The 18525-nt window shown below is 69.6% G+C and carries 18 protein-coding genes, 1 tRNA gene and 2 pseudogenes; 10 read left to right on the top strand and 11 right to left on the bottom strand.

Going from position 1 to position 18525, the window contains the following annotated elements; all coding sequences use genetic code 11:
• Nucleotides 1-80: 80 nt before the first annotated feature.
• Complete coding sequence (locus tag ACFYMM_RS26355; RefSeq protein WP_388390632.1) at nt 81-860, bottom strand: NAD(P)H-dependent oxidoreductase; 780 nt, start codon at nt 858-860, stop codon at nt 81-83.
• Nucleotides 861-998: 138 nt separating this feature from the next.
• On the opposite strand from ACFYMM_RS26355, the gene ACFYMM_RS26350 reads away from it, so the two are divergent.
• Nucleotides 999-1874, top strand: coding sequence for a helix-turn-helix transcriptional regulator (locus ACFYMM_RS26350; RefSeq protein ID WP_388390630.1), 876 nt, complete (start codon nt 999-1001; stop codon nt 1872-1874).
• Between the two features lie 90 nt (nt 1875-1964).
• Here the strand turns inward: ACFYMM_RS26350 and ACFYMM_RS26345 are convergent.
• Nucleotides 1965-2057, bottom strand: a tRNA-Pro gene (locus ACFYMM_RS26345).
• A 477-nt stretch (nt 2058-2534) separates the two neighbouring features.
• On the opposite strand from ACFYMM_RS26345, the gene ACFYMM_RS26340 reads away from it, so the two are divergent.
• Entirely contained in the window at nt 2535-3272 is a 738-nt protein-coding gene (locus tag ACFYMM_RS26340; RefSeq protein WP_388390628.1) for a flavodoxin family protein, read from the top strand.
• A 386-nt stretch (nt 3273-3658) separates the two neighbouring features.
• Here the strand turns inward: ACFYMM_RS26340 and ACFYMM_RS26335 are convergent, their stop codons facing one another.
• From ACFYMM_RS26335 to ACFYMM_RS26325, 3 genes are all read right to left on the bottom strand, one after another.
• Nucleotides 3659-4420: a DUF2182 domain-containing protein gene (locus ACFYMM_RS26335; protein WP_388390626.1), complete on the bottom strand. Its 762-nt coding sequence runs from the start codon at nt 4418-4420 to the stop codon at nt 3659-3661.
• Complete coding sequence (locus tag ACFYMM_RS26330) at nt 4417-5031, bottom strand: DUF1326 domain-containing protein (protein ID WP_388390625.1); 615 nt, start codon at nt 5029-5031, stop codon at nt 4417-4419. Before ACFYMM_RS26330 ends, ACFYMM_RS26335 begins: the two co-directional genes overlap by 4 nt.
• 228 nt (nt 5032-5259) lie before the next feature.
• On the bottom strand, nt 5260-5856 hold the full coding sequence (locus ACFYMM_RS26325) for a nucleotidyltransferase family protein (RefSeq protein ID WP_388390623.1): 597 nt from the start codon (nt 5854-5856) through the stop codon (nt 5260-5262).
• Nucleotides 5857-5895: 39 nt separating this feature from the next.
• Here ACFYMM_RS26325 and ACFYMM_RS26320 point away from each other — a divergent pair, with 39 nt between their 5' ends.
• From ACFYMM_RS26320 to ACFYMM_RS26310, 3 genes are all read left to right on the top strand, one after another.
• On the top strand, nt 5896-6090 hold the full coding sequence (locus tag ACFYMM_RS26320) for a hypothetical protein (protein WP_388390622.1): 195 nt from the start codon (nt 5896-5898) through the stop codon (nt 6088-6090).
• Between the two features lie 122 nt (nt 6091-6212).
• Nucleotides 6213-6722 (top strand): hypothetical protein, encoded by a 510-nt coding sequence (locus ACFYMM_RS26315; RefSeq protein ID WP_388390621.1) that lies wholly within the window; start codon nt 6213-6215, stop codon nt 6720-6722.
• Nucleotides 6722-7957: a WD40 repeat domain-containing protein gene (locus tag ACFYMM_RS26310; RefSeq protein WP_388390619.1), complete on the top strand. Its 1236-nt coding sequence runs from the start codon at nt 6722-6724 to the stop codon at nt 7955-7957. Before ACFYMM_RS26315 ends, ACFYMM_RS26310 begins: the two co-directional genes overlap by 1 nt.
• A 228-nt stretch (nt 7958-8185) precedes the next feature.
• On the opposite strand, the gene ACFYMM_RS26305 is transcribed toward ACFYMM_RS26310, so the two are convergent.
• The gene (locus ACFYMM_RS26305; RefSeq protein WP_388390617.1) at nt 8186-9613 is read right to left on the bottom strand and encodes an amino acid permease; all 1428 of its coding nucleotides are present in this window, start codon (nt 9611-9613) and stop codon (nt 8186-8188) included.
• Between the two features lie 191 nt (nt 9614-9804).
• Here ACFYMM_RS26305 and ACFYMM_RS26300 point away from each other — a divergent pair, with 191 nt between their 5' ends.
• Both ACFYMM_RS26300 and ACFYMM_RS26295 read left to right on the top strand, forming a co-directional pair.
• Nucleotides 9805-10500 carry a FadR/GntR family transcriptional regulator gene (locus tag ACFYMM_RS26300; RefSeq protein WP_388390615.1) on the top strand — a complete coding sequence of 232 codons (696 nt, stop codon included), beginning with the start codon at nt 9805-9807 and terminating at the stop codon, nt 10498-10500.
• A gap of 51 nt (nt 10501-10551) precedes the next feature.
• Nucleotides 10552-11994, top strand: a complete 1443-nt coding sequence (locus tag ACFYMM_RS26295) for an APC family permease (protein ID WP_388390613.1) — start codon at nt 10552-10554, stop codon at nt 11992-11994.
• A 436-nt stretch (nt 11995-12430) separates the two neighbouring features.
• Here ACFYMM_RS26295 and ACFYMM_RS26290 read toward each other — a convergent pair whose 3' ends face one another.
• Complete coding sequence (locus ACFYMM_RS26290; protein WP_388390611.1) at nt 12431-12868, bottom strand: ATP-binding protein; 438 nt, start codon at nt 12866-12868, stop codon at nt 12431-12433.
• 405 nt (nt 12869-13273) lie between these two features.
• Here ACFYMM_RS26290 and ACFYMM_RS26285 point away from each other — a divergent pair, with 405 nt between their 5' ends.
• Nucleotides 13274-13699, top strand: a complete 426-nt coding sequence (locus ACFYMM_RS26285; protein ID WP_388390609.1) for a DUF6003 family protein — start codon at nt 13274-13276, stop codon at nt 13697-13699.
• 64 nt (nt 13700-13763) lie between these two features.
• Here ACFYMM_RS26285 and ACFYMM_RS26280 read toward each other — a convergent pair whose 3' ends face one another.
• Together ACFYMM_RS26280 and ACFYMM_RS26275 are read right to left on the bottom strand one after the other, a co-directional pair.
• Complete coding sequence (locus ACFYMM_RS26280; RefSeq protein WP_388390607.1) at nt 13764-14222, bottom strand: SMI1/KNR4 family protein; 459 nt, start codon at nt 14220-14222, stop codon at nt 13764-13766.
• Nucleotides 14223-14358: 136 nt separating this feature from the next.
• A pseudogene (locus tag ACFYMM_RS26275) lies at nt 14359-14517 on the bottom strand (IS5/IS1182 family transposase); the annotation flags it as partial.
• A gap of 256 nt (nt 14518-14773) precedes the next feature.
• Here ACFYMM_RS26275 and ACFYMM_RS26270 point away from each other — a divergent pair.
• Together ACFYMM_RS26270 and ACFYMM_RS26265 are read left to right on the top strand one after the other, a co-directional pair.
• Nucleotides 14774-14932, top strand: a pseudogene (locus ACFYMM_RS26270) (chaplin); the annotation flags it as partial.
• 445 nt (nt 14933-15377) lie between these two features.
• Entirely contained in the window at nt 15378-16559 is a 1182-nt protein-coding gene (locus ACFYMM_RS26265) for an alpha/beta hydrolase family protein (protein WP_388390605.1), read from the top strand.
• Nucleotides 16560-16621: 62 nt separating this feature from the next.
• Here the strand turns inward: ACFYMM_RS26265 and ACFYMM_RS26260 are convergent, their stop codons facing one another.
• Together ACFYMM_RS26260 and ACFYMM_RS26255 are read right to left on the bottom strand one after the other, a co-directional pair.
• Nucleotides 16622-17308, bottom strand: a complete 687-nt coding sequence (locus ACFYMM_RS26260) for a response regulator (RefSeq protein ID WP_388390603.1) — start codon at nt 17306-17308, stop codon at nt 16622-16624.
• Nucleotides 17305-18495, bottom strand: a complete 1191-nt coding sequence (locus tag ACFYMM_RS26255) for a sensor histidine kinase (RefSeq protein WP_388390601.1) — start codon at nt 18493-18495, stop codon at nt 17305-17307. The genes ACFYMM_RS26260 and ACFYMM_RS26255 overlap by 4 nt, the downstream gene beginning before the upstream one ends.
• Nucleotides 18496-18525: the final 30 nt, after the last annotated feature.

Raw genomic sequence — 18525 nt, 5'->3', positions numbered from 1 at the left:
CGCCACGATCGCCGCCGCTGCCATGGCCTGGGACTGCTCCCCGGGTTCGCGCCCCGGCTCCTCCTGGCCTTCGTCGGCGGTCAGCCGCGCACGTGCAGCCGGAAACCCGTGCGGCCCGCAGGCTCCAGCCCCTCCTTCAGGTGCAGCGAGGGGATCTCGTAGTCACCGAAGTTCTGCCGCCGGAACGGGATCGGCTCGGTCGACTCCAGGGTGAGCAGGCGCTGCTCCCAGGCCTTGGCGGCGTCCGAGTAGTCCTCGCCGGTCATCCGGTCGCTGCCGTACAGCACGAACGGCGGCAGCACCTCGATGCCCGGGTAGTAGAGGATGCCGTGGTGGATCGGGAACAGCAGATCGTCGATGGGTCCGTTGATCCCGCGAGCGGCGTAATGCGCCTCCGGGCCGCCGACGGTCACCGACAGCAGGGCCTTCCTCCCGGCGAGAGTGCCCTCGCCGAAGCGCTCGCCGTACCTGGTGTCGCTGTGTTCACCCACGCCGTACGCAAAGCGGTAGGTGAACACCCGGTCCACCCAGCCTTTGAGGATCGCGGGCATCGTGTACCACCACAGCGGGAACTGGAAGATGATCGTGTCGGCCCACAGCAACTTCTCCTGCTCGGCCAGGACGTCCGGGGTGAGCGATCCGGCGTCGAAGGCCCGGCCCGAGTCCCGGGCGACCTTCAACGGACGTGAGGCGTCGGGGCCGTAGTCCGCGGCGTCCACGACCGCCTTCCAGTTCATCGCGTACAGGTCGCTCACCCGCACCTCGTGCCCGGCGCCTCCCAGCACGGACACCGCGAGGTCCTTCAGCGAGCCGTTGAGCGACTTCGGCTCCGGGTGGGCGTAGACGATCAGCGTCTTCATGCGAACTCCTTCGGATCGGATGCCTTCGATCCTGGACGCCACGGCGCCCGGCGTTCAGGGGCTCCACTTCCGTAGGACGGGACTTCCTGGTAACAGCAGGACCACCTTCACAGGCACTGCCGCAGTCATACTGAAGACATGGACGATCTCGCGGGCTTCCTGCGGACCCGGCGTTCCCGGGTCGACCCGGCGGCCGTCGGCATCCCCACCGACAGCCGCCGCCGGGTGGAAGGGCTGCGCCGAGAAGAGGTCGCACACCTGTCCGGAGTCAGCGTCGACTACTACATACGCCTGGAGCAGGGCCGCGCGACCCAGCCCTCCGAGCAGGTCCTCGACGCCCTCGCCCGCGTCCTCGGCCTCGACGAGACCGAACGCGGGCACCTCTACCGGCTCGCCCGGCAGCGCCGCCGCCGCGCGAAGGCGCCGGGCGGCCGGGTACGGCCGGAGCTGTCGCGCGTCCTCGACCTGGTCACCGACGCACCCGCGCTGATCATGAATCACCGCCTGGACGTGCTCGCCGGTAACCGCCTCGCCGGGCTCCTCTACGGCAGGCCGATGCCGGGCCTGAACACCGCCCGGCACATCTTCCTGGAGGAGGCCGAGCGAGGCCTGTACGCGGACTGGGAGACATGCACCCTCGACGTGGTCGGGCACCTACGCCTGGCCGCCGGCAAATACCCCGAGGACCCCCGCCTGGCCTCACTCATCGGCGAGCTGGCGATGGGCAGCGAGCGCTTCCGCCGCCTCTGGGCCCGCGCGGACGTGCGCGCCCGCACCCATGGGCGCAAGGCCTACCGGCACCCGCTGGTCGGACCACTGGAACTGCACCAGGAGAACTTCGCGCTACCCAACGAATCAGGGCTGGAGCTACTGGTGCTGTCCGCGGCCCCCGGCAGCCCCGCCGAGGATGGTCTGCGCTTGCTCGGGGGGCTGGGCGCGGACAACCCTGACGCGCATCCCACAGCGCACGCTCATGGCCTACCGACTGCTCGACGCCCCGGCCGGGTCGAATGATCACCAAGGCCTGGTTGCGACCTCGGATCTCCAGAACGCCGACACCGACGATCTCTGGGCATAAGGCATACCGTTGGCCAAAGATGTGGGCGGAGAGGGCAGGATTCGAACCTGCGTGGGTCCCAAGGGGCCCGGCCATGAGCTGTGCTCTGGTCCCCGATAAACCACTCCGGGCACCTCTCCTCGTGTCCGGCCTCCGTGGTGGGTGCCGTTCACGTGAACAACTGTGCCAACTGGTACTGACAGGCGTCTGACGAGCCGCTGACACTGGCTCGGCCTGGACCGTCGGCGCGGCGGGAAGCAGCGGTAAATCGATCGGTCCAGGGCGAACCGGGCTCGTCCGCTTGCGTGCGGACCGGCTCCGGGACTCGCGCCCGTCCCCTGGCCGGCGGCCCGAGCACAGTCAGTTCAACGTCGAACAACGCTCCAGCACGCTCGCCGTGAAAGAGACCAAGGACGGCACGGGCATCCAGGCCACCGGTCCTTCGTGACCGACGTCCATGGCGCCCGTCCAAGGCGCTGCGGGTCCGGTGCCCTGAGGACGACGGGGCCGTTCGGAGGAGCCGCGGTGGCGCTCGGTGCGGCCGCCCCACAGGCTGGAGCCCTGAGAAGGACCACTCGCCGCGCATCATGCGACGGCCGGGGTTTCAGGAGGATCGTGTGACCGCTTCGTCGCCTGCCACCGACGCACCACCGGCCCGGTACGACGACCTGCGTGCGCTGTTGATCAACTGCACCCTCAAGCGCTCACCGGAGACGAGCAACACCCACGGGCTGATCGACCGCAGCACCGCCATCCTGGACGCGCAAGGAGTGAGCGTCGATGTGGTGCGAGCGGTGGACCACGACATCGCCACCGGTGTGTGGCCCGACATGCGGGAGCACGGCTGGGAGACGGATGCGTGGCCGGAGCTGTACCAGAAGGTCATGGCCGCCGACATCCTGGTGCTGGCAGGCCCGATCTGGCTGGGCGACAACAGTTCCGTGATGAAGCGAGTGATCGAACGTCTCTATGCCTGCTCCAGCCTGCTCAACGAGGCGGGCCAGTACGCCTATTACGGCCGCGTCGGCGGCTGTCTGATCACCGGCAACGAGGACGGCGTCAAGCACTGCGCCATGAACGTGCTCTACAGCCTGCAGCATCTGGGGTACACGATCCCTCCGCAGGCGGACGCGGGCTGGATCGGCGAGGCGGGACCCGGGCCCTCGTACCTGGACCCCGGTTCCGGCGGCCCGGAGAACGACTTCACGAACCGCAACACCACCTTCATGACCTGGAACCTGCTGCACCTGGCCCGTGCGCTGAAGGACCTTGGAGGCGTTCCCGCCTACGGCAACCAGCGCACGGCCTGGGACGCCGGCTGCCGCCGCGACTACGAGAACCCCGAGCACCGTTAGCGAGCGCGGTCATGGCCGGATCGTCGACTCATTTAGGGGGCTGTTGTCGAGGCCGCGGACCGGCCCTCGACGCCGTTCCGGCCGGTCCGGCCGTTCTGCCGGGGGAGGGCCTGACCTGGATCTTGCCGCGTCCGGCGACGATGTTCTCGCCGGTGTCGAACGGCATCAGGGCCGGCGAGACGTTGGCTGCCCGGACACCCTGTCCGCGGAAGCGGCGTGTCCTGCGCGGCCCGACCGGTCCGGCGGCCCCCACAACGGTCGTGAGGACGAGGATCACCACTGCGACCGTCACGTCACCTCTGCCGGCACGGACCGGCGCAGCCACGCTGGGACGCTTCCGAGCGGTGCCCCGCACCGTCGCCGGGATCGTCGGGCATGTCCCGTCCTCACATCGCGCCGGCCATGCCGCCACCGGTGAGGCCCGGGGCCAGCGCCGGGACCCAGAAGACGGCGACGGCCAGGGCGATCGAGACGACCCCCACGCCACGGGCCACCATGCGGCCGCCCGGAACGAGTTTCTCCGCGGTGATCACGGCGGCCAGGACCACCATGGCCCACAGGTTCATCAGACCGAAGGCCGCGAGCAGCGCCATCAGCGACCAGCAACAACCCAGGCAGAAGGCTCCGTGGTGGGCTCCGGCACGCAGATCGCGCGAGGGCCCCGGGTACGAGGCGTAACGCAGCATGACGCCGAGCGGTGAGCGGCACCTCGCCAGGCAGCGGTCTTTGAGTGGCGTGAGCTGGTAGATGCCGCTGGCTGCGAACACGACCGCGGCCACTGCGGTTCCGGCCACACCGGGCAAGACCGCCGCTCGGCCCAGACCGACGGCGAGCGCGTACGCCGGCAGCCCCGCCAAGACCCACACGAGCAGGTAGGCGAGCGTGAAAACGACCATGCGCGGCGCCCGGTACACGGTGATGGTGCGTGCGTACAGCGCGGCGACGGGCGCTGTAGCGGGCAACATCATCGCGGCCATCATCAGCGTCCATGCCGCCAGGAAAGCGGGCAGGCCCAGACCCATGGTGCCCGGCATGCCCTGCAGGCCGGCCCAGCGCGTCACCACCCAGAGCCAAGCGGCTGCGGCCGCGACGAGCAGCAGCCCGGCGGGGGCCGCCCGGTAGTGGACGGTATGCGGACTGACTCTCACGCGGACCAGGTGAAGGGTGCCGAGTGGGCGTTGCCGCCGGTGAAGTCCCAGGACCGGCCGTACACGCCGACGCCCGTCGCCCGGGTCGACCGGGCGATCGTCAGAGTGGTGTTCACCGGGTGGAACATGCCGCTCAGGCGCATCACGGGACCGTCCTCGCCGAACTGGGGAGCTACCTGGTCCTCGACCTCGATGTCGATGGTGTCGCCCACCCGCGCGGCATGGCGGCGGCCGTCGTCGCGGTAGTCGATGGGTACACGCTCCACACCAAGGACCTCGCCGATGAGCGGCGTGAGCGCCGCAATCGGCCCGCCGGCCTGTCCGGAGAACACCCTGCCCAGCGCCTCCGCCTGGCCGTCGTCGGCCGAAGCATCGACATACAGCGCCACCTGCCAGCCGCCCTCGGCCATCACCCGGGGCCCGTCGATGAAGAGGGCGACGCTGCGGTCGGAGACATCCACGCCGTCCACGTCCCCACGGTCCACGTGGAAGGCGAAGGTCACCTGGCAGCGCTCGTGGTCGGCCGGAGCGGTGAGGCCCGAGGTGGTGCAGGGACACACCGCGTCGCAGTTGCAGCTCTCCAGGTACGTGCCGTTCAGATTCCAGGGCATGGCTCCACCTCCCTGTTTCGCGTCCTCTCCGCGAAGGGAATGCATCGGGGCGGGCCCGTGCCGTCCCGATGCCGCCCTTTTCCAGGCTGTTCCCAGGCTATTCCCGACCGCCCCCGTCGCGCAGATCGCGGCCGGCGGCCCGCATGGATCTCGCGGCCATTACGGGCCGCCTCAAGGGCGACTTGCCCGTGGGACAGGGATTCGCCCTACGGCCATGCGCATCGGGCGTCAGCTCGGCCACGGCAGCACGGTGAGTTCCGGCCACTCGTCCTTCCAGCGCGCTGCCTTGGCCTCATAGACTCCCCGCGGGGCAAGCACCGGGTTGGGCCGAATCACGAGGTTGAAGACGTCGGACAGCCCGTGGGGCGCATAGACGCGCCACCCTCCACCGGGCTCCAGCCGCACCCCCAGGCAGCACGTCGTCGCGGCGAACGAGTCGATCGCTGACTCGGTGGACTCGTACGGCGAACAGGGCACGCCGAATTTCTGCTCGTACCAGAGATGCACGCGCGCCTCGTTGCGGATCTCCACCTCGGCCGGCAGCCCGGCGAACACCTCCTGCCCCGCCTTGATCACGGCGTCCTCCGCCTCCCAGGACAGGTCCGTGCCGTCGAAGTAGAAGACGTCGTAGTCCTTGATGCCGCTGGTCGGGGGCCTGCCGGTGACCACGTTCCAGACCGTTTGGAACAGGCATCCCGCCGTCACATACCAGCCGGGCAGCTCCAACGTCGCTGCCCTGTTCATCACCTCGGTCAGGACCTTGTTCTGGGAGAGTGCGGTGCGCAAGCCATCGAGCTGTTCAACGAGCGGGAGTCGACCAAGCATCCGTACTCCCTATCATGATCAGCGACTGTGACAAGGCGTGTGGCCGAAAGCAGGCTTCCCAGCCAGGGAGGCGGGGAAATTCAGGCGTCGCGGCCCCGCAAGGGCCTTGGCGTCGTGGACGGGGCCTTGATGGTGGTGACGTCGGTGATCACGCTTGCCGGCCAGACGGGCTATCAGCTGCGCGGCGAGGCGGTGCTCTCCTTCGCACATCGCTCCCACCTCGGGCACCGGTGATCACCTGATGGCCCACGCCTTCGTCGGGACTGGACCAGCACCTGCACAGGTCTGGACGGCAGCCTGCTACGAGCACGACCGAATCCCACCAACGGCGAATCACCAGCCCCTACGCTCACTCCATGGTGTGGCTGAACCTGCTGTGGGGCATGTGTGGCGCGCTTGCCATGGACGGGCTGGACATCGCCAAGGCGGTTCGCCAGGACCACTGTTTTCCCTGGCGTGACCGCGAGACCAAAGAGCCGCTGTGGCGTACCGAGTACATCGTCATGGTGCTCATCAACGCGGCGGTCGGAGGGCTCGTGGCAAGTGCCATGGGCCTCACCGACCCGCACGGCATCAGCCCCTGGGTAGCTGTCGGCCTGGGCGCCGGCGGCATGGCCACCCTCCAGAAGGCCACGGCTCAGATCCCCCTGACCGAACCCCCGGCTGCCGGCCGCGTGGAGCCGTCCCACCTCCAGGAGACGTGGGAGGAGCCGGTGCGCGCCCTCCGGTCCGGCACGCCGCCTCCGCAGAACACCAGCGGCGACGCGGAGCACGAGGGGACGAGCTCTGGCATTCCGGGCACGGATGCCGCCTCGCCGACTCCGCCCCGCCTGCACCAGCCGCAGCCTGAAGGAGGGGTCGAGTGATGGACACAGGAACCCGGACAGGCCGCGTCATCGCCCTGCTCTCCCGCCGCGCTCCTGCCTTCGAACCCCGACCCGGGGCACCTCGCAGCCCCGCCGAGGGGTACTACCGTGCCCGCCGCACCCGGCAGGCGACCACTGCCGCACCGCTCTCTCCGGCGTACCCGGCACCCCAGGCCGAGGCGGGCACCGACAACGACGAGGCCACGGTCGTCGGCGCGCAGCGGCCCTTGCAGGACGCCCAGGCCGCGGGCATGCGCGGCGGTCGCCGAGGCGTCGTTGCCCTGCTGACCGCCTTGATCACTTGTGCAGGGGCCGTGGTGGCCCTCCTCACCGTGAACGCCCCTGAATCCATCGAAGGAGTGGAAGGCTCCCTTGCCGCGCTGGCGCTCAGCCCGGACGGCAAGGTCATCGCCTCCACCACCAGCCCCTCCTCGATCCGGCTGCGCTCGACCACGACCGGCGACACCCTGGCGACCATCAAAGATCCGGGACTTGTACGGACGCTCTCCATCAGCCCCGACAGCAGGATCCTGGCGGCCGGTGACGCCGGCGGGACCGTCCGGCTGTGGGATCTCACCACGCCCGACAAGCCTTCTTCGCGGGGAGTCCTCACGAGCGAGGGCCACGGCCACGTCGGCTCCTTGGCGTTCACCTCCGACGGGACGGCACTCACCGTCACGTACGAGCGGGACACGGCCGCGCTGTGGGACGTCCGCACAGGGCGAGCCGTCAAATTCCTCGCCCTGCCCGGTCTCACCGCGTCGGCTGTCACGGGCAGGATGCTCGCGACCGCCGACTACCACGGGACCGTGCGTCTGTGGAGTCTCACCGAGCCCCGCGATCCCGTCCAGGTGTCGAGTTTCACCACCGAAGCCGACCATGACATCACCGGCCTGGCCCTGGGGCCTGACAGCGGTGTTCTCGCGGTCGCCGGATACGAGGGGGACGTCCAGCTCTACGACATCACCAAGGTCCACAGGCCCGCCAGGATCCAGACCCCCCAGATCCGTGGGCACGACGGCGTCGTGACGATGGCCTTCGGTCCCGACAACCACGCACTGGCCATCGCCTACGAAGACGGCGCGATTCTCGTCGCCAGCGGCACCCTGTACAGCGAGATCACCTCCGTCGGAGAGGAGGACGTCACGGCATTGACGTTCGACCACACCGGCCGGCTCCTCCAAGGCATCGACCATGGTGGCGTCCTCCATGCCTGGAACGTCGCCGGCTCCTAGCATTGCTTGGTCAGTTGACGGAGACGACGGTGACGTGGCGGTGCCGGCCTCCGCAGGTACAGCCTTCGAAGAAGGCCGGGCCTGCTTCATCTCGCGGTAGGCGTGCTCGATGCGCCAGCGCGGTTTGGCGGTGCGCGCGAGGGTGGCCGGTGAGGCGTCGGAGACACGGCGTCGGCCCCGGGAGCGGCGATACCGCTCCCGGGGCCGACGCGGAGGTGGTTCCTAGGACTAGGACGTCGACGTCGTGACCAACTCGTCCCGCCTGCGGCTCACCCGTTGGCGAACCAGTGCGAAGGCCACCACGCCCAGTGCCACCAGGGTGGACAGGACCACCTGATCGCGTCCGCCGCCCTTGGCCGTGTCGGTGAGCATGTAGCCCAGCACGAAGGTGATCAGGGCGATCGTGGCCCAGGTGAGGTAGGGGTAGAGCCACATCCGCACGACGAGCTTCTCGGGCGACTCCCGCTGGATGATCTTGCGCATCCGCAGTTGCGAGAAGCAGATCACCAGCCAGACGAACAGGGCGATCGCACCGGAGGAGTTGAGCAGGAACTGGAAGACGGTGTCCGGCCACAGGTAGTTGAAGGCGACCGCGACGAAGCCGAAGACCACCGAGGCGAGGATCGCCGTACGCGGTACGCCGCGCTGCGTGGTGCGGGCGAAGGATGCCGGGGCGTCGCTGCGGCCGCCGAGTGAGAACGCCATGCGCGAGGCGGTGTACAGACCGGAGTTGAGGCAGGACAGCACCGAGGTCAGCACGATCGCGTTCATGATCTGGGCGGCGTGCGGGATGCCGATGGAGCTGAGCGCGGCGACGTACGAGCCGTCCTTGAGGATCGCCGGGTCGTCCCAGCGCAGCAGCGACACCACGATCAGGATCGAGCCCAGATAGAACACCGCGATCCGCCAGATCACGCTGTTGGTGGCCTTGGTGACCGCGCCCCGCGGGTCCTGGGACTCACCGGCCGCGAGCGTGACGATCTCGCTGCCCATGAACGAGAAGACCACCATCAGGACGCCGGTGAGGATCGCGCCCGGTCCGTGCGGCAGGAATCCGCCGTGGGCGGTGAGGTAGGAGAAGCCGGACGCCGGGTGGTCCGAGCCGGGCAGCAGACCGAAGATCGCGAGACCGCCCAGCACGATGAACGCGGCGATGGCGACGACCTTGATGCCCGCGAACCAGAACTCGAACTCGCCGTAGGAGCTGACCGAGGCGAGGTTGGAGGCGGTCAGGACGACCATGACGATCAGCGCCCAGCCCCACTGCGGGACGGCCGGCACCCAGCCCGCGAGGATCTTGGCTCCGGCGGTCGCCTCGACGGCGAGCACCACGACCCAGAAGAACCAGTACAACCAGCCGATGGTGAAGCCGGCCCAGCGTCCCAGCGCCCGGTCGGCGTACGCGGAGAAGGAACCGGACGTCGGGTTGGCCGCGGCCATCTCGCCCAGCATGCGCATCACGAGGACGACGAGGACGCCGACCATCGCGTAGGAGACGAGGATGCCGGGGCCGGCGGCGGCGATGCCGGAGCCGGAGCCGACGAACAGGCCGGCACCGATGACACCGCCGATGGCGATCATCGACAGGTGCCGGTTCTTGAGTCCCGGCTTCAGGCCGGGCTCGGAGGGCGGACTCTGGGTGAGCGTTGAGGTCATCGCGACATCCATGAGAGGAGTGGGGACGGTGACCGGGAAATTAGTTCAGTGCGATCTAAAAGAACAAGACTTGTTTAACTGTTCATCATGCTCTATTTTGCGTGCATCGCGGAGCCGCTACGTCCGTAGGAGCCTCCATGAACATCTCACGCGGGCCGTGACCCCGCTCAGCAGGCGGTTAAGGTGACGTCGTGGTCAAGGCAGCGGGCAAGTTCGTCTCCGGGGTGCTCGACGTTCGTGTCCTGCCCGGCAGGGGACAGACCGGATCGGAACTGGTCCGCTCGCGGATCGCCCTGCGGGTGCGGCTGAGGTCCGAGGCGCCAGGAGAGCGGCTGCCCGACGTCGGTGCCCTGGCCGAGGAACTCGGCATCGGCGAGATCACCGTTCGCCGGGCTCTGGAGGGCATGTGCCAGGACGGCCTGCTCGACCGCCGCCGAGGCAGGTCCGGTGGAACCTTCGTCGCCGAGGACTGGGACACCGTGGTGGCCGCCATGCACGATCCCGACGAGGCAGCCTCACTGGACTCCGTCCACTCGCTGCTGGAGTGCGGTCTCGTCTCCCACGCGGTGGGCGAGATACCGCAGGGCCGGCTCGACGGGCTGCGGACGCTGGTCGACCAACTGGAGCGGGCCGACGTACCGGAACGGCTGCTCGAACTGGAGACCCGCTTCCACCTCGACCTCGCCCAGGCACTCGGCGGCCCCGGAATCCGCGAGTTCGCCGCGGACCTGCTCGGCCGCCAGTGCCTACTGCTGCCCGCCCCGGCCCCCGAGGTCGTACGGGCACGCAACCGCCACCACGCCGACCTGCTCGACGAACTCACCCGCGGCGCGATGGCCCCGGCGGTGGCCGCCGTGAAGGCCCACCGCGACATCGGAACGGCCTGAGCCTCAACCACGCCCTCATCCCGCACCGACCCCGCGCAAGGAGCCGCCGTCATGCCCGACCCCGGAACCGCCGGTCCGCCCGAGCGGCTGCACGGCGGCGTCCTCGGCATGGCGGACATCGCCGCCGCCACCATGGCGAATGTCGGCCCGGCCATGAGCTTCTTCTTCGGCTTCGCTTTCCTCGCCACCACCGCCGGCGTCGCCTCGCCGCTGACCATCCTCGCCGCCGGAGTGGCTGTCGCGCTGCTCGGCAACACCCTCGCCCAGTTCTCCCGGGCGCATCCCTCGGCGGGCAGCTTCATCACCTTCGTCGGAAAGACCTTCGGCCCGGTTAGCGCCGTGACCACAGCCCTGCTGGCCGGCCTCGGCTACATCATCGCCATGGCCTCCGTCATCGCCATCTCCGGCGGCTTCGTGCAGATCACCCTGCACCACTACACCGGCATCGACGTTCCGTGGATCATCTGGACGCTGCTGCTGACCGCTGCCTCGGTGGTGGTGATGCTGCGCGGCGTCGCCTTCTCCACCAAGTGGGCCGGCTACTTCTTCGCCGTGGAGATGCTGGTCCTCGTCGCGGTCTCGGTCGCGGCACTCGTCGAGCACCGCGGCAACCTTTCCGCCGCGCCGTTCCTGCCCGACCACATCCACCACGGCCTCAAAGGCCTGGCCGCCGGCTTCCCGCTCGCCGTGTACCTCTTCGTCGGCTGGGAGAACTCCGCGGCCCTCGCCGAGGAGACGGAGAACCCGCGGCGTAACGTCGGCCGCGCCGTGTTCTCCTCGGTGGGGATCATGACGGCGAGCTACATCCTCTTCTCCTACGCCACGGTCACCGGCTTCGACTACGACGTCCAACGGCTCGGCGAATCGCCCATCCCCTTCATCGACATCGCCCACCACACCCTCGGCGCGCTGGCCTTCCTCGCCTACGTCGGTGGCCTGACCTCAACCCTCGGCGTGCTGATCGCCGGCATCAACTCCCAGGCGAGGCTGGTGTTCAACGCCGGGCGAGAGGGACTGCTGCCGTCCTTCTTCGGCTACGTCCACCCCGTGCGCCGTACGCCGAACAACGCGATCATCACCTTCGCCGTCACCGCCCTGCTGATCATCGGTGGCTGGGGTCTCGGCCACCTGCTCGGGGCCGACGGCGGCCCGATGGACCCCGTGGTCTTCTTCACCGAGTCCTCGACCCTGGGCGCCATCCTGATCCTGGTCGTCTACCTGGCATCCAACATCGCGCTGCCCCTGTACTACCGGCGCTACCGTCCGCAGGAGTTCCACACGGTGCGCCACCTGGTGCTGCCCGCACTCGGCGCCCTGGCCATCCTGGTGCCGCTCTACTACCTGGCCAAGCCGGGCCAGCCCGCGCCGTACAACTGGTTCCCAGTCGCGGCACTCGCGGCCCTGGTCCTCGCCGTCGGCTACGCGGCCCTCCTCGTCCGCCGCGATCCGGGTCTGGCCGAACGCGTCGGATCCGTCGTCGCGGACGTGGAGTGAACCCGGGCCGGGGGCCGCTGATGGTGAGGCGGCGGGCCATGAGGTCGGTCCCCGACCGGCCCAGGCCGACGCGCCCACCTGTCCGGTCCGGGGCCCGCCGGGAGGTGACCGGGGAGTCACCGTGCACAGCCACGGCCAGGACGAGATGCGGCCATCCCGGACAACCGGGAGCGGGGGAGTGGCGCGGTGGCCACGCCCACGAGTTCTACGCTTCCTGATGCCGTGGTCAAGCCGTCGGAGCGCGACGCATGTGCCAGCTGCTGCCTCGGACAGCGATGTACGACGCGGTACTCGCGGCTCCCGATCAGCGGTCGGGCCGTCGTGCGACACCGGGCGACCAGGTTGGGGGAGCAATCGAGGGGCGACCCTGCGAAAGCCATACCCGGTGTCTCCGTGCTTCCGCCGAGAATCGCATCTCCGTGCGGTTCGCTCACCATCACTTGGCGGGAAGATCTCGACCGTCCTCGCTTCCGCGGTGTGGGGTGAAACAGGCGATGACGGTCTTGCCGTGCGGGCAGGGGCGGGCCTCCCACCGGTCGGCCAGTGCGTCCAGGAGCAGCATTCCGCGTCCACCGGTCTGTTCGTCGCCCGGCCGACGAGGCGTCGGCAGCTCGGGAGAGGCGTCGTGGACGGCCAGATGAAGGCACTTCTGGTCCCACGTCAGCACGAGTTGTGCGCTGCTGTGCGCATGTAGGTGGGCGTTGGTGACCAGCTCCGAGACGGCCAGGATGACCGCGTCCGCCGTCTCCGGAGCGGTCGTGGTCCAGCCCAGGGTCTCCAGATGCTCGCGCGCCCAGTCGCGGGCCGCCTTCACCTCACTGTGCAGCGGCAGCGACCGTGCCCACCCCACTGCACGCAGCGACGCTCCGTCCATGAAGCTCCCCTTCTCTTCCTACTCGACCCTGTCCGTGTACCCAGATCCGCAGGGTCAGTGATGGGCGGCCTGGAACGGACGGGCCGGCACAGGGGTACGCGCTGATCAGCGTTGGTGGCAGAGCGTGGGGCGGGCGGCACCGGGCCCTTCATCTGCGTACCTACTGCCCTGATGCGGACGCGACTGCCGGTCGGCGGAGTTGGCCTGGGCTGGTGTGGTGGTGCCGGCACGCCGTCACCACAGCGGGCGTTGGGGCCGCGCCAGGCGCCGCCGTCTCCGGCGCGATCGACCTGGACCGAGCCGCCTCCCGGGACCTGCCGACATCCGAACGATGCATGGGCTGTTCGGAGGCGAACGGGGTAAAGAGATGCCACAGGTTCAGGAACCTGGGACGAGGAGTGTGCCATGACTGACGACGCGTACCTGTTTCTCGTAGACGAACCCACTGAGACGCCAGGCGTGCCGCCGTCCGCCGTTGGCTCACTCGACTGCATGGAGACTTCCGCTGTGCGTGCCTGGCTCGGCGCGCAGCATACGTCCGAGGCGTCGCCCCGGCTGCGGCTCGTGCCGCCCGAGCACACCGGGGCCATCCCCGAGGAGGCGGAGCGGCTGCCGGTTCCCTTGACCGACGAGGAACTGAGCCGACTGCGTCACCGGACGGCTCCCGAAGCCCTGGCAGCGGTCGAGCCCGAACTCCTCGCATACCGTGACTGCGCCCACGGCCGTGACGAGCTGCTCGCCCGGGCACTGGCCGCGGGCCTCCCACCCGACCGCGTCGCGGAACTCACCGGCGAGGACATGGCTGTGGTCAAGGCCGCGGCCGGACGCTGAGCCGAGGTTGCACGCTACTCACAAGAGCGGCGTAACAGCGGCCAACGGAATGCTGGAGGCTGACCTACAGAGATCCCGGCTCGCCGTCGGCCACGAACCGTGTCAGCGATCGCTCCAGTAGTTCCAGAAACTGCCGCAGGTCATCGGCTACCTTGTCGAGCTCAGGCTCGTCCAGCGACGCTGTCCGTGTCCGATGAACCGACCCATCAGCGCCCGCCACGTAGGACAGGCCGCCGCCGTTCGAGCCGATGGCCAGGCCCTGGACCTTCTGGTCCGCGCCGACGGTGACGACGCCGCACTCCTGAAGTCGCAGAAGGACGTCACCTGCCGGGTCGATGAAGTAGCCATTGCCGACGTCCTCCCAGGTGACGTCGCCGACGCTGTCGTAGAAGGTGACCAAGTCAGCCGGAATGAGGCTCACTCGGGCAAGCGTGCGAGCCACAGCTTGATCGTCACGACTGGCCGACCGGACCTCGTTGGTGCCAGGTGGAAAGCCGTGCCGCCGCTCGAACTCGCCTGCCATTGCCGTGAGGGTCCCGGAGACCCTCTCTGCCCACGAGGCCAGCCAGGCGGGTGAAAGCAAACGGTCACTCATGAAGCCGAATCATGCCACCAGCCACGGACATCCACCGGGTGACCAGCGACCTTGCACCCCAACGTCAGCGCCATGCCTTGAGCTTTTGGTGGGCGATGAGGCAGCGTGCGAGTTTCAGGAATGCTCCGTGGATGTCGGCTCCGCCTTCCCACCGGATCCACAAGCGTCGGACACCGTGCAACCCCGCAAAGCTCCTCTCCACGAGCCAGCGGTAGGTGCCCAGTCGGGTCCGGTTTGCGGCGGGACGGCCGACCCGGCCACGGACCACAACGGCCAACACAATGAGGTGGATCGGTCCTGGTCGCCGTGCCTTGCGGTCGGACGATGACGGTGCCTCTCCCGCTGAGGCCGTATGCGCTGTTCAGCACCAGGCCACCGCCGAGCTGATCTACGAGCCAGGCGATGGCGCGCACCGCGGCGACCGCGTCGCCGGCCGGCTCGAAGCACCGTGGGCCAGCTTGTGCCGTTCACCAATGCCCTCTGCAAGCCAGCCTGCCGGGTTTCACTCTTTCGTTGTAGTGGTCTCCGGCAATGTGATCCAGGTGCCCGTCGAGGTGGCCGCCAACGTGTGTGGCAACACCATCAACGTCGTTGGGGTGCTGAACCCCGCGGCCGGCACCTTCTGCGTAAACAAATGACCGCTCACGACCTGCCTCGGTCGCCGTCGCCGTAGCGCGGCAGCCCATGGCTTCAGGCACTTGATGTCCGCTTCGCTGGCGGCGTCCCGCACTGCGGCAGCCGCCAGGTCGACCGCAAACAGCTCGCCCCCTTCCACTCGGGCACCGCCGAACCGATACGGGCCGACATCCCGAGCCCTCGCAGGACCACCTCATGGATCATGCGGCCCCGGGAGAGCGCTGCAGCTTCTCGGCAACGAGGGTTGCGGCACCGCGACGGCCGTAGGCCCCGGGGATCAGCCATTGCATCCCGGGCCCGGTACCGGCACGGCGCACCGTTTTCGCAGTCAGGCCGGCCACGTTGTGGTCCGCCTGCGAGGGGACGACGGGTCCGCCCGGAAGCGGAGGCAGTTGTCTGCTCGTGGGCTGATGTCGGGGGGTGTGTCTGCGATCTACTTTCTCGTGCATGACCAGTATCCGCCGCGCGGCGCTGACCGCCGCGCTCGCACTCGTCCTGCCGTTGCCGATCGCGGCCGCGGCACCTGCCTTCGCCGCAGCGCCGTCCGACGCCGTGTCCGCCGCCCACCCCGCGGCAACCGGGTTCGCGGCGGCACTGCCCCGCCCGACCGGCCGGTACGCGGTCGGCCGGAACATGCTCCACCTCGTCGACGACAGCCGCCAGGACCCCTGGGTGCCGGCTGCGGGACCGAGGCAGCTGATGGTGTCGATGTACTACCCGGCCCGGCCCGGGAGCGGGACACCCGCCCCCTACATGACCACCGACGAGGCCCGGCTGTTCCTGCAGGACAGGGTCCCTGGCTCCGGTATTCCTCCCGAGGCGCTGACCGCCGTCCGTACTTGGGCGCGTGCGGACGCGCGCCCGGTGCACGGCCGGTTCCCGCTGGTACTGCTCTCGCCCGGCTTCACCTTCCCACGGGCGCTGTTCAGCAGCATCGCCGAGGACCTGGCCAGCCGCGGGTACGTCGTCGCGCTGATCGACCACACCTACGAGACCCCCGGTGTCACCTTCCCCGACGGACGGACCCTGCCCTGCGCCATCTGCGACCAGCCGCCGACGGGCGGGCTGCCGGCCATCGCCAGGAGCCGGGCGAAGGACTCCTCCTTCGTGATCGACCAGCTGACGTCCCATCACTCGCCCTGGATCTACGCCCACCTGATCGACCGACGACGGATCGGCATGGCCGGGCACTCCATCGGCGGTGACGCCGCCGCGGTGACCATGGCCGCCGACCGCCGGGTGCGGGCCGGGGTGAACATGGACGGCACGTTCCATGAGCCGGTCCCGGCCGCCGGTCTCAACGGCAGGCCCTTCCTCCTGTTCGGCGCCCAGTCCGACGAGAGCCCGGGCATGGATTCCAGCTGGGACGACGCCTGGACAAGACTGGACGGCTGGAAGCGCCGGCTCACGATCGCCGGCGCCGAACACGGCACCTTCAGCGACCTGCCGCTGCTCTCCCAGGCGGTGGGCCGGCCCAGCCGACCCGGAGCGATAGCACCGCTGCGCGGGCTGGCGATCACCCGGACGTACCTCGGGGACTTCTTCGACCTGCAGCTGAAAGGCCAGCCGGAGCCGCTGCTGGACGGTCCTTCCCCGAACGAGCCGGAGGTCACCGTCCAGCTCCCGTAAGAGCGCCGTGCCTGGGGTTCCCGTCCTGGAGTTCCCGTCCTGAAGTTCCGGTTCGTTCGGGCTCAGCCGGACGGGGACACCAGGCTCGCGTCGTAGGCGGCGATGACGAGTTGGACGCGGTCGCGGGCGTCGAGCTTGGTCAGCAGCCGGGCGACGTGGGTCTTGGCGGTGGCGGGGCCGATGAAGAGCTGCTCGGCGATCTCCGCATTGGACAGGCCGCGGCCGACCAGGGTCAGGACCTCGCGCTCGCGCTCGGTGACGCCCGGCAGCTGGCGCTTCGGCGCGGCCGGTCCGGGCCGCGCGGTGAGATCGGCGATCAAGCGGCGGGTGACACTCGGCGCGATCAGGGCCTCACCGGCGGCGACCACGCGGATCGCCGCCAGGATGTCCACCAACGCCATGTCCTTGACCAGAAATCCGCTCGCACCGGCCCGCAGGGCGGCATAGACGTTGTCGTCGTCGTCGAAGGTGGTGAGGATCAGCACGCGCGGCACGGGGTCGGTCGCGCCCGCGGTGAGCAGCCGGGTGGCTTCGATGCCGTCCATGCCGGGCATCCGGATGTCCATCACCACGATGTCCGGGCGGATCTCCTTGGCGAGCCGGACGGCCTCGGCGCCGGTGGCCGCCTCGCCCGCGAGCTCCAGGTCCGGAAAGTGGGCGATGACCATGCCCAGCCCGGTGCGCACCAGCTCCTGGTCGTCGGCCAGCAGGATGCGGATCGCCGGGCCGGTGGCGTCGGAGGCCGTCATGCGGGCAGCCTCGCGGCGACCCGGAAGCCGCCCTCGGGCCGGGACCCGGCGCTGAACCGGCCGTTCAGCAGGGCGACCCGCTCGCGCATCCCTAAGATCCCGTAGCCGGTCTGGCCGGTACGGCGACCGAGGACGGGACCCCGGCCCTCGTCGAGCACCTCGATGGTCAACTCCTCCTCCTGATAGGTGATGCGCACCTCGCAGCGGCGGCCGCCCGAGTGGCGCACCACGTTGGTGACCGACTCCTGGACGATCCGGAAGGCGGCCAGCTCCACCTCGGGCGGCAGCGGACGCGACCGCCCCTGCCATCGCACGTCCACCTCGACGCCGGCCCGCGCCATCGTCTCGGCCAGTCGGTCGACGGCCTCCAGGCCGGCGAGTGGCGCGAGGGCCGGTGGGGCCTCGCCGGTCTCGGCCTGGCGGAGGGAGACGAGCATCCGTCGCAGGCCCGCCAGCGTCTCGCGGCTGGTGGACTCGATGGCGTCCAGTGCCCGGCGGGCCCCGGCCGGCTCCACGTCAAGCACCAGGCTCGCCGCACCGGCCTGGATCGCGATGACGCCGATGCTGTGGGCCACCGCGTCGTGCAACTCCCGGGCGATCCGGAGCCGTTCGGCCGTGACCGCCTGGCCGGCGGCGTACGCACGCAGGGCCTGGCTGTAACCACGTTGCTGGCGTATCGAGTTGCCGATCGCCCACGGAATGGCGATGCTCGCCGCGGCACCCAGAAGACTGCTGGCGAAGTCGCTGAACTCCACCAGGTCGTCGTTCACGGCCAGCGCTTCGCCCCACCAGACCGCAAGTTCGGTGACGCCCGCGAGGACGGAGATCCGCCGGGGACGGACGGCCGCGAGATAGCCGACCAGGACGCCCATCGCCAGGAAGAGCGGCCACGTCCGCTCTCGGAGCAGCACCACCGCGACCGACTCGGCCAGCAGCACACCGAACACCTGCTCCGGCCACCGCCGGACCCAGCCGACAGCCAGCGCCAAAATCACGGCCAGGGCCGCCCGCAATGCGAGTGCCGGTGCGAAAGCGGGGTGCTGGAGCCCGAAGGGCCATACCATCCGATACGTCGTCGAGGCGAACAGCAGCAGCGCAAGGAGCCCGGCGGCGCACCAGGTCACTACCGTCCAGACACCCGACGGCAATCGCCTCAGCCACGGCGCGGGCGGCAGGTCTCGCTCCATGCGGTGATCGTAGCCAGCGGCCCCATCGCT

Origin of the sequence: Streptomyces sp. NPDC006739 (assembly GCF_042869815.1) — a bacterium.
Lineage (GTDB): Bacteria > Actinomycetota > Actinomycetes > Streptomycetales > Streptomycetaceae > Streptomyces.
The sequence above is the reverse complement of the archived record's forward strand: the minus strand, read 5'-3'. Positions and strand labels throughout refer to the sequence as shown.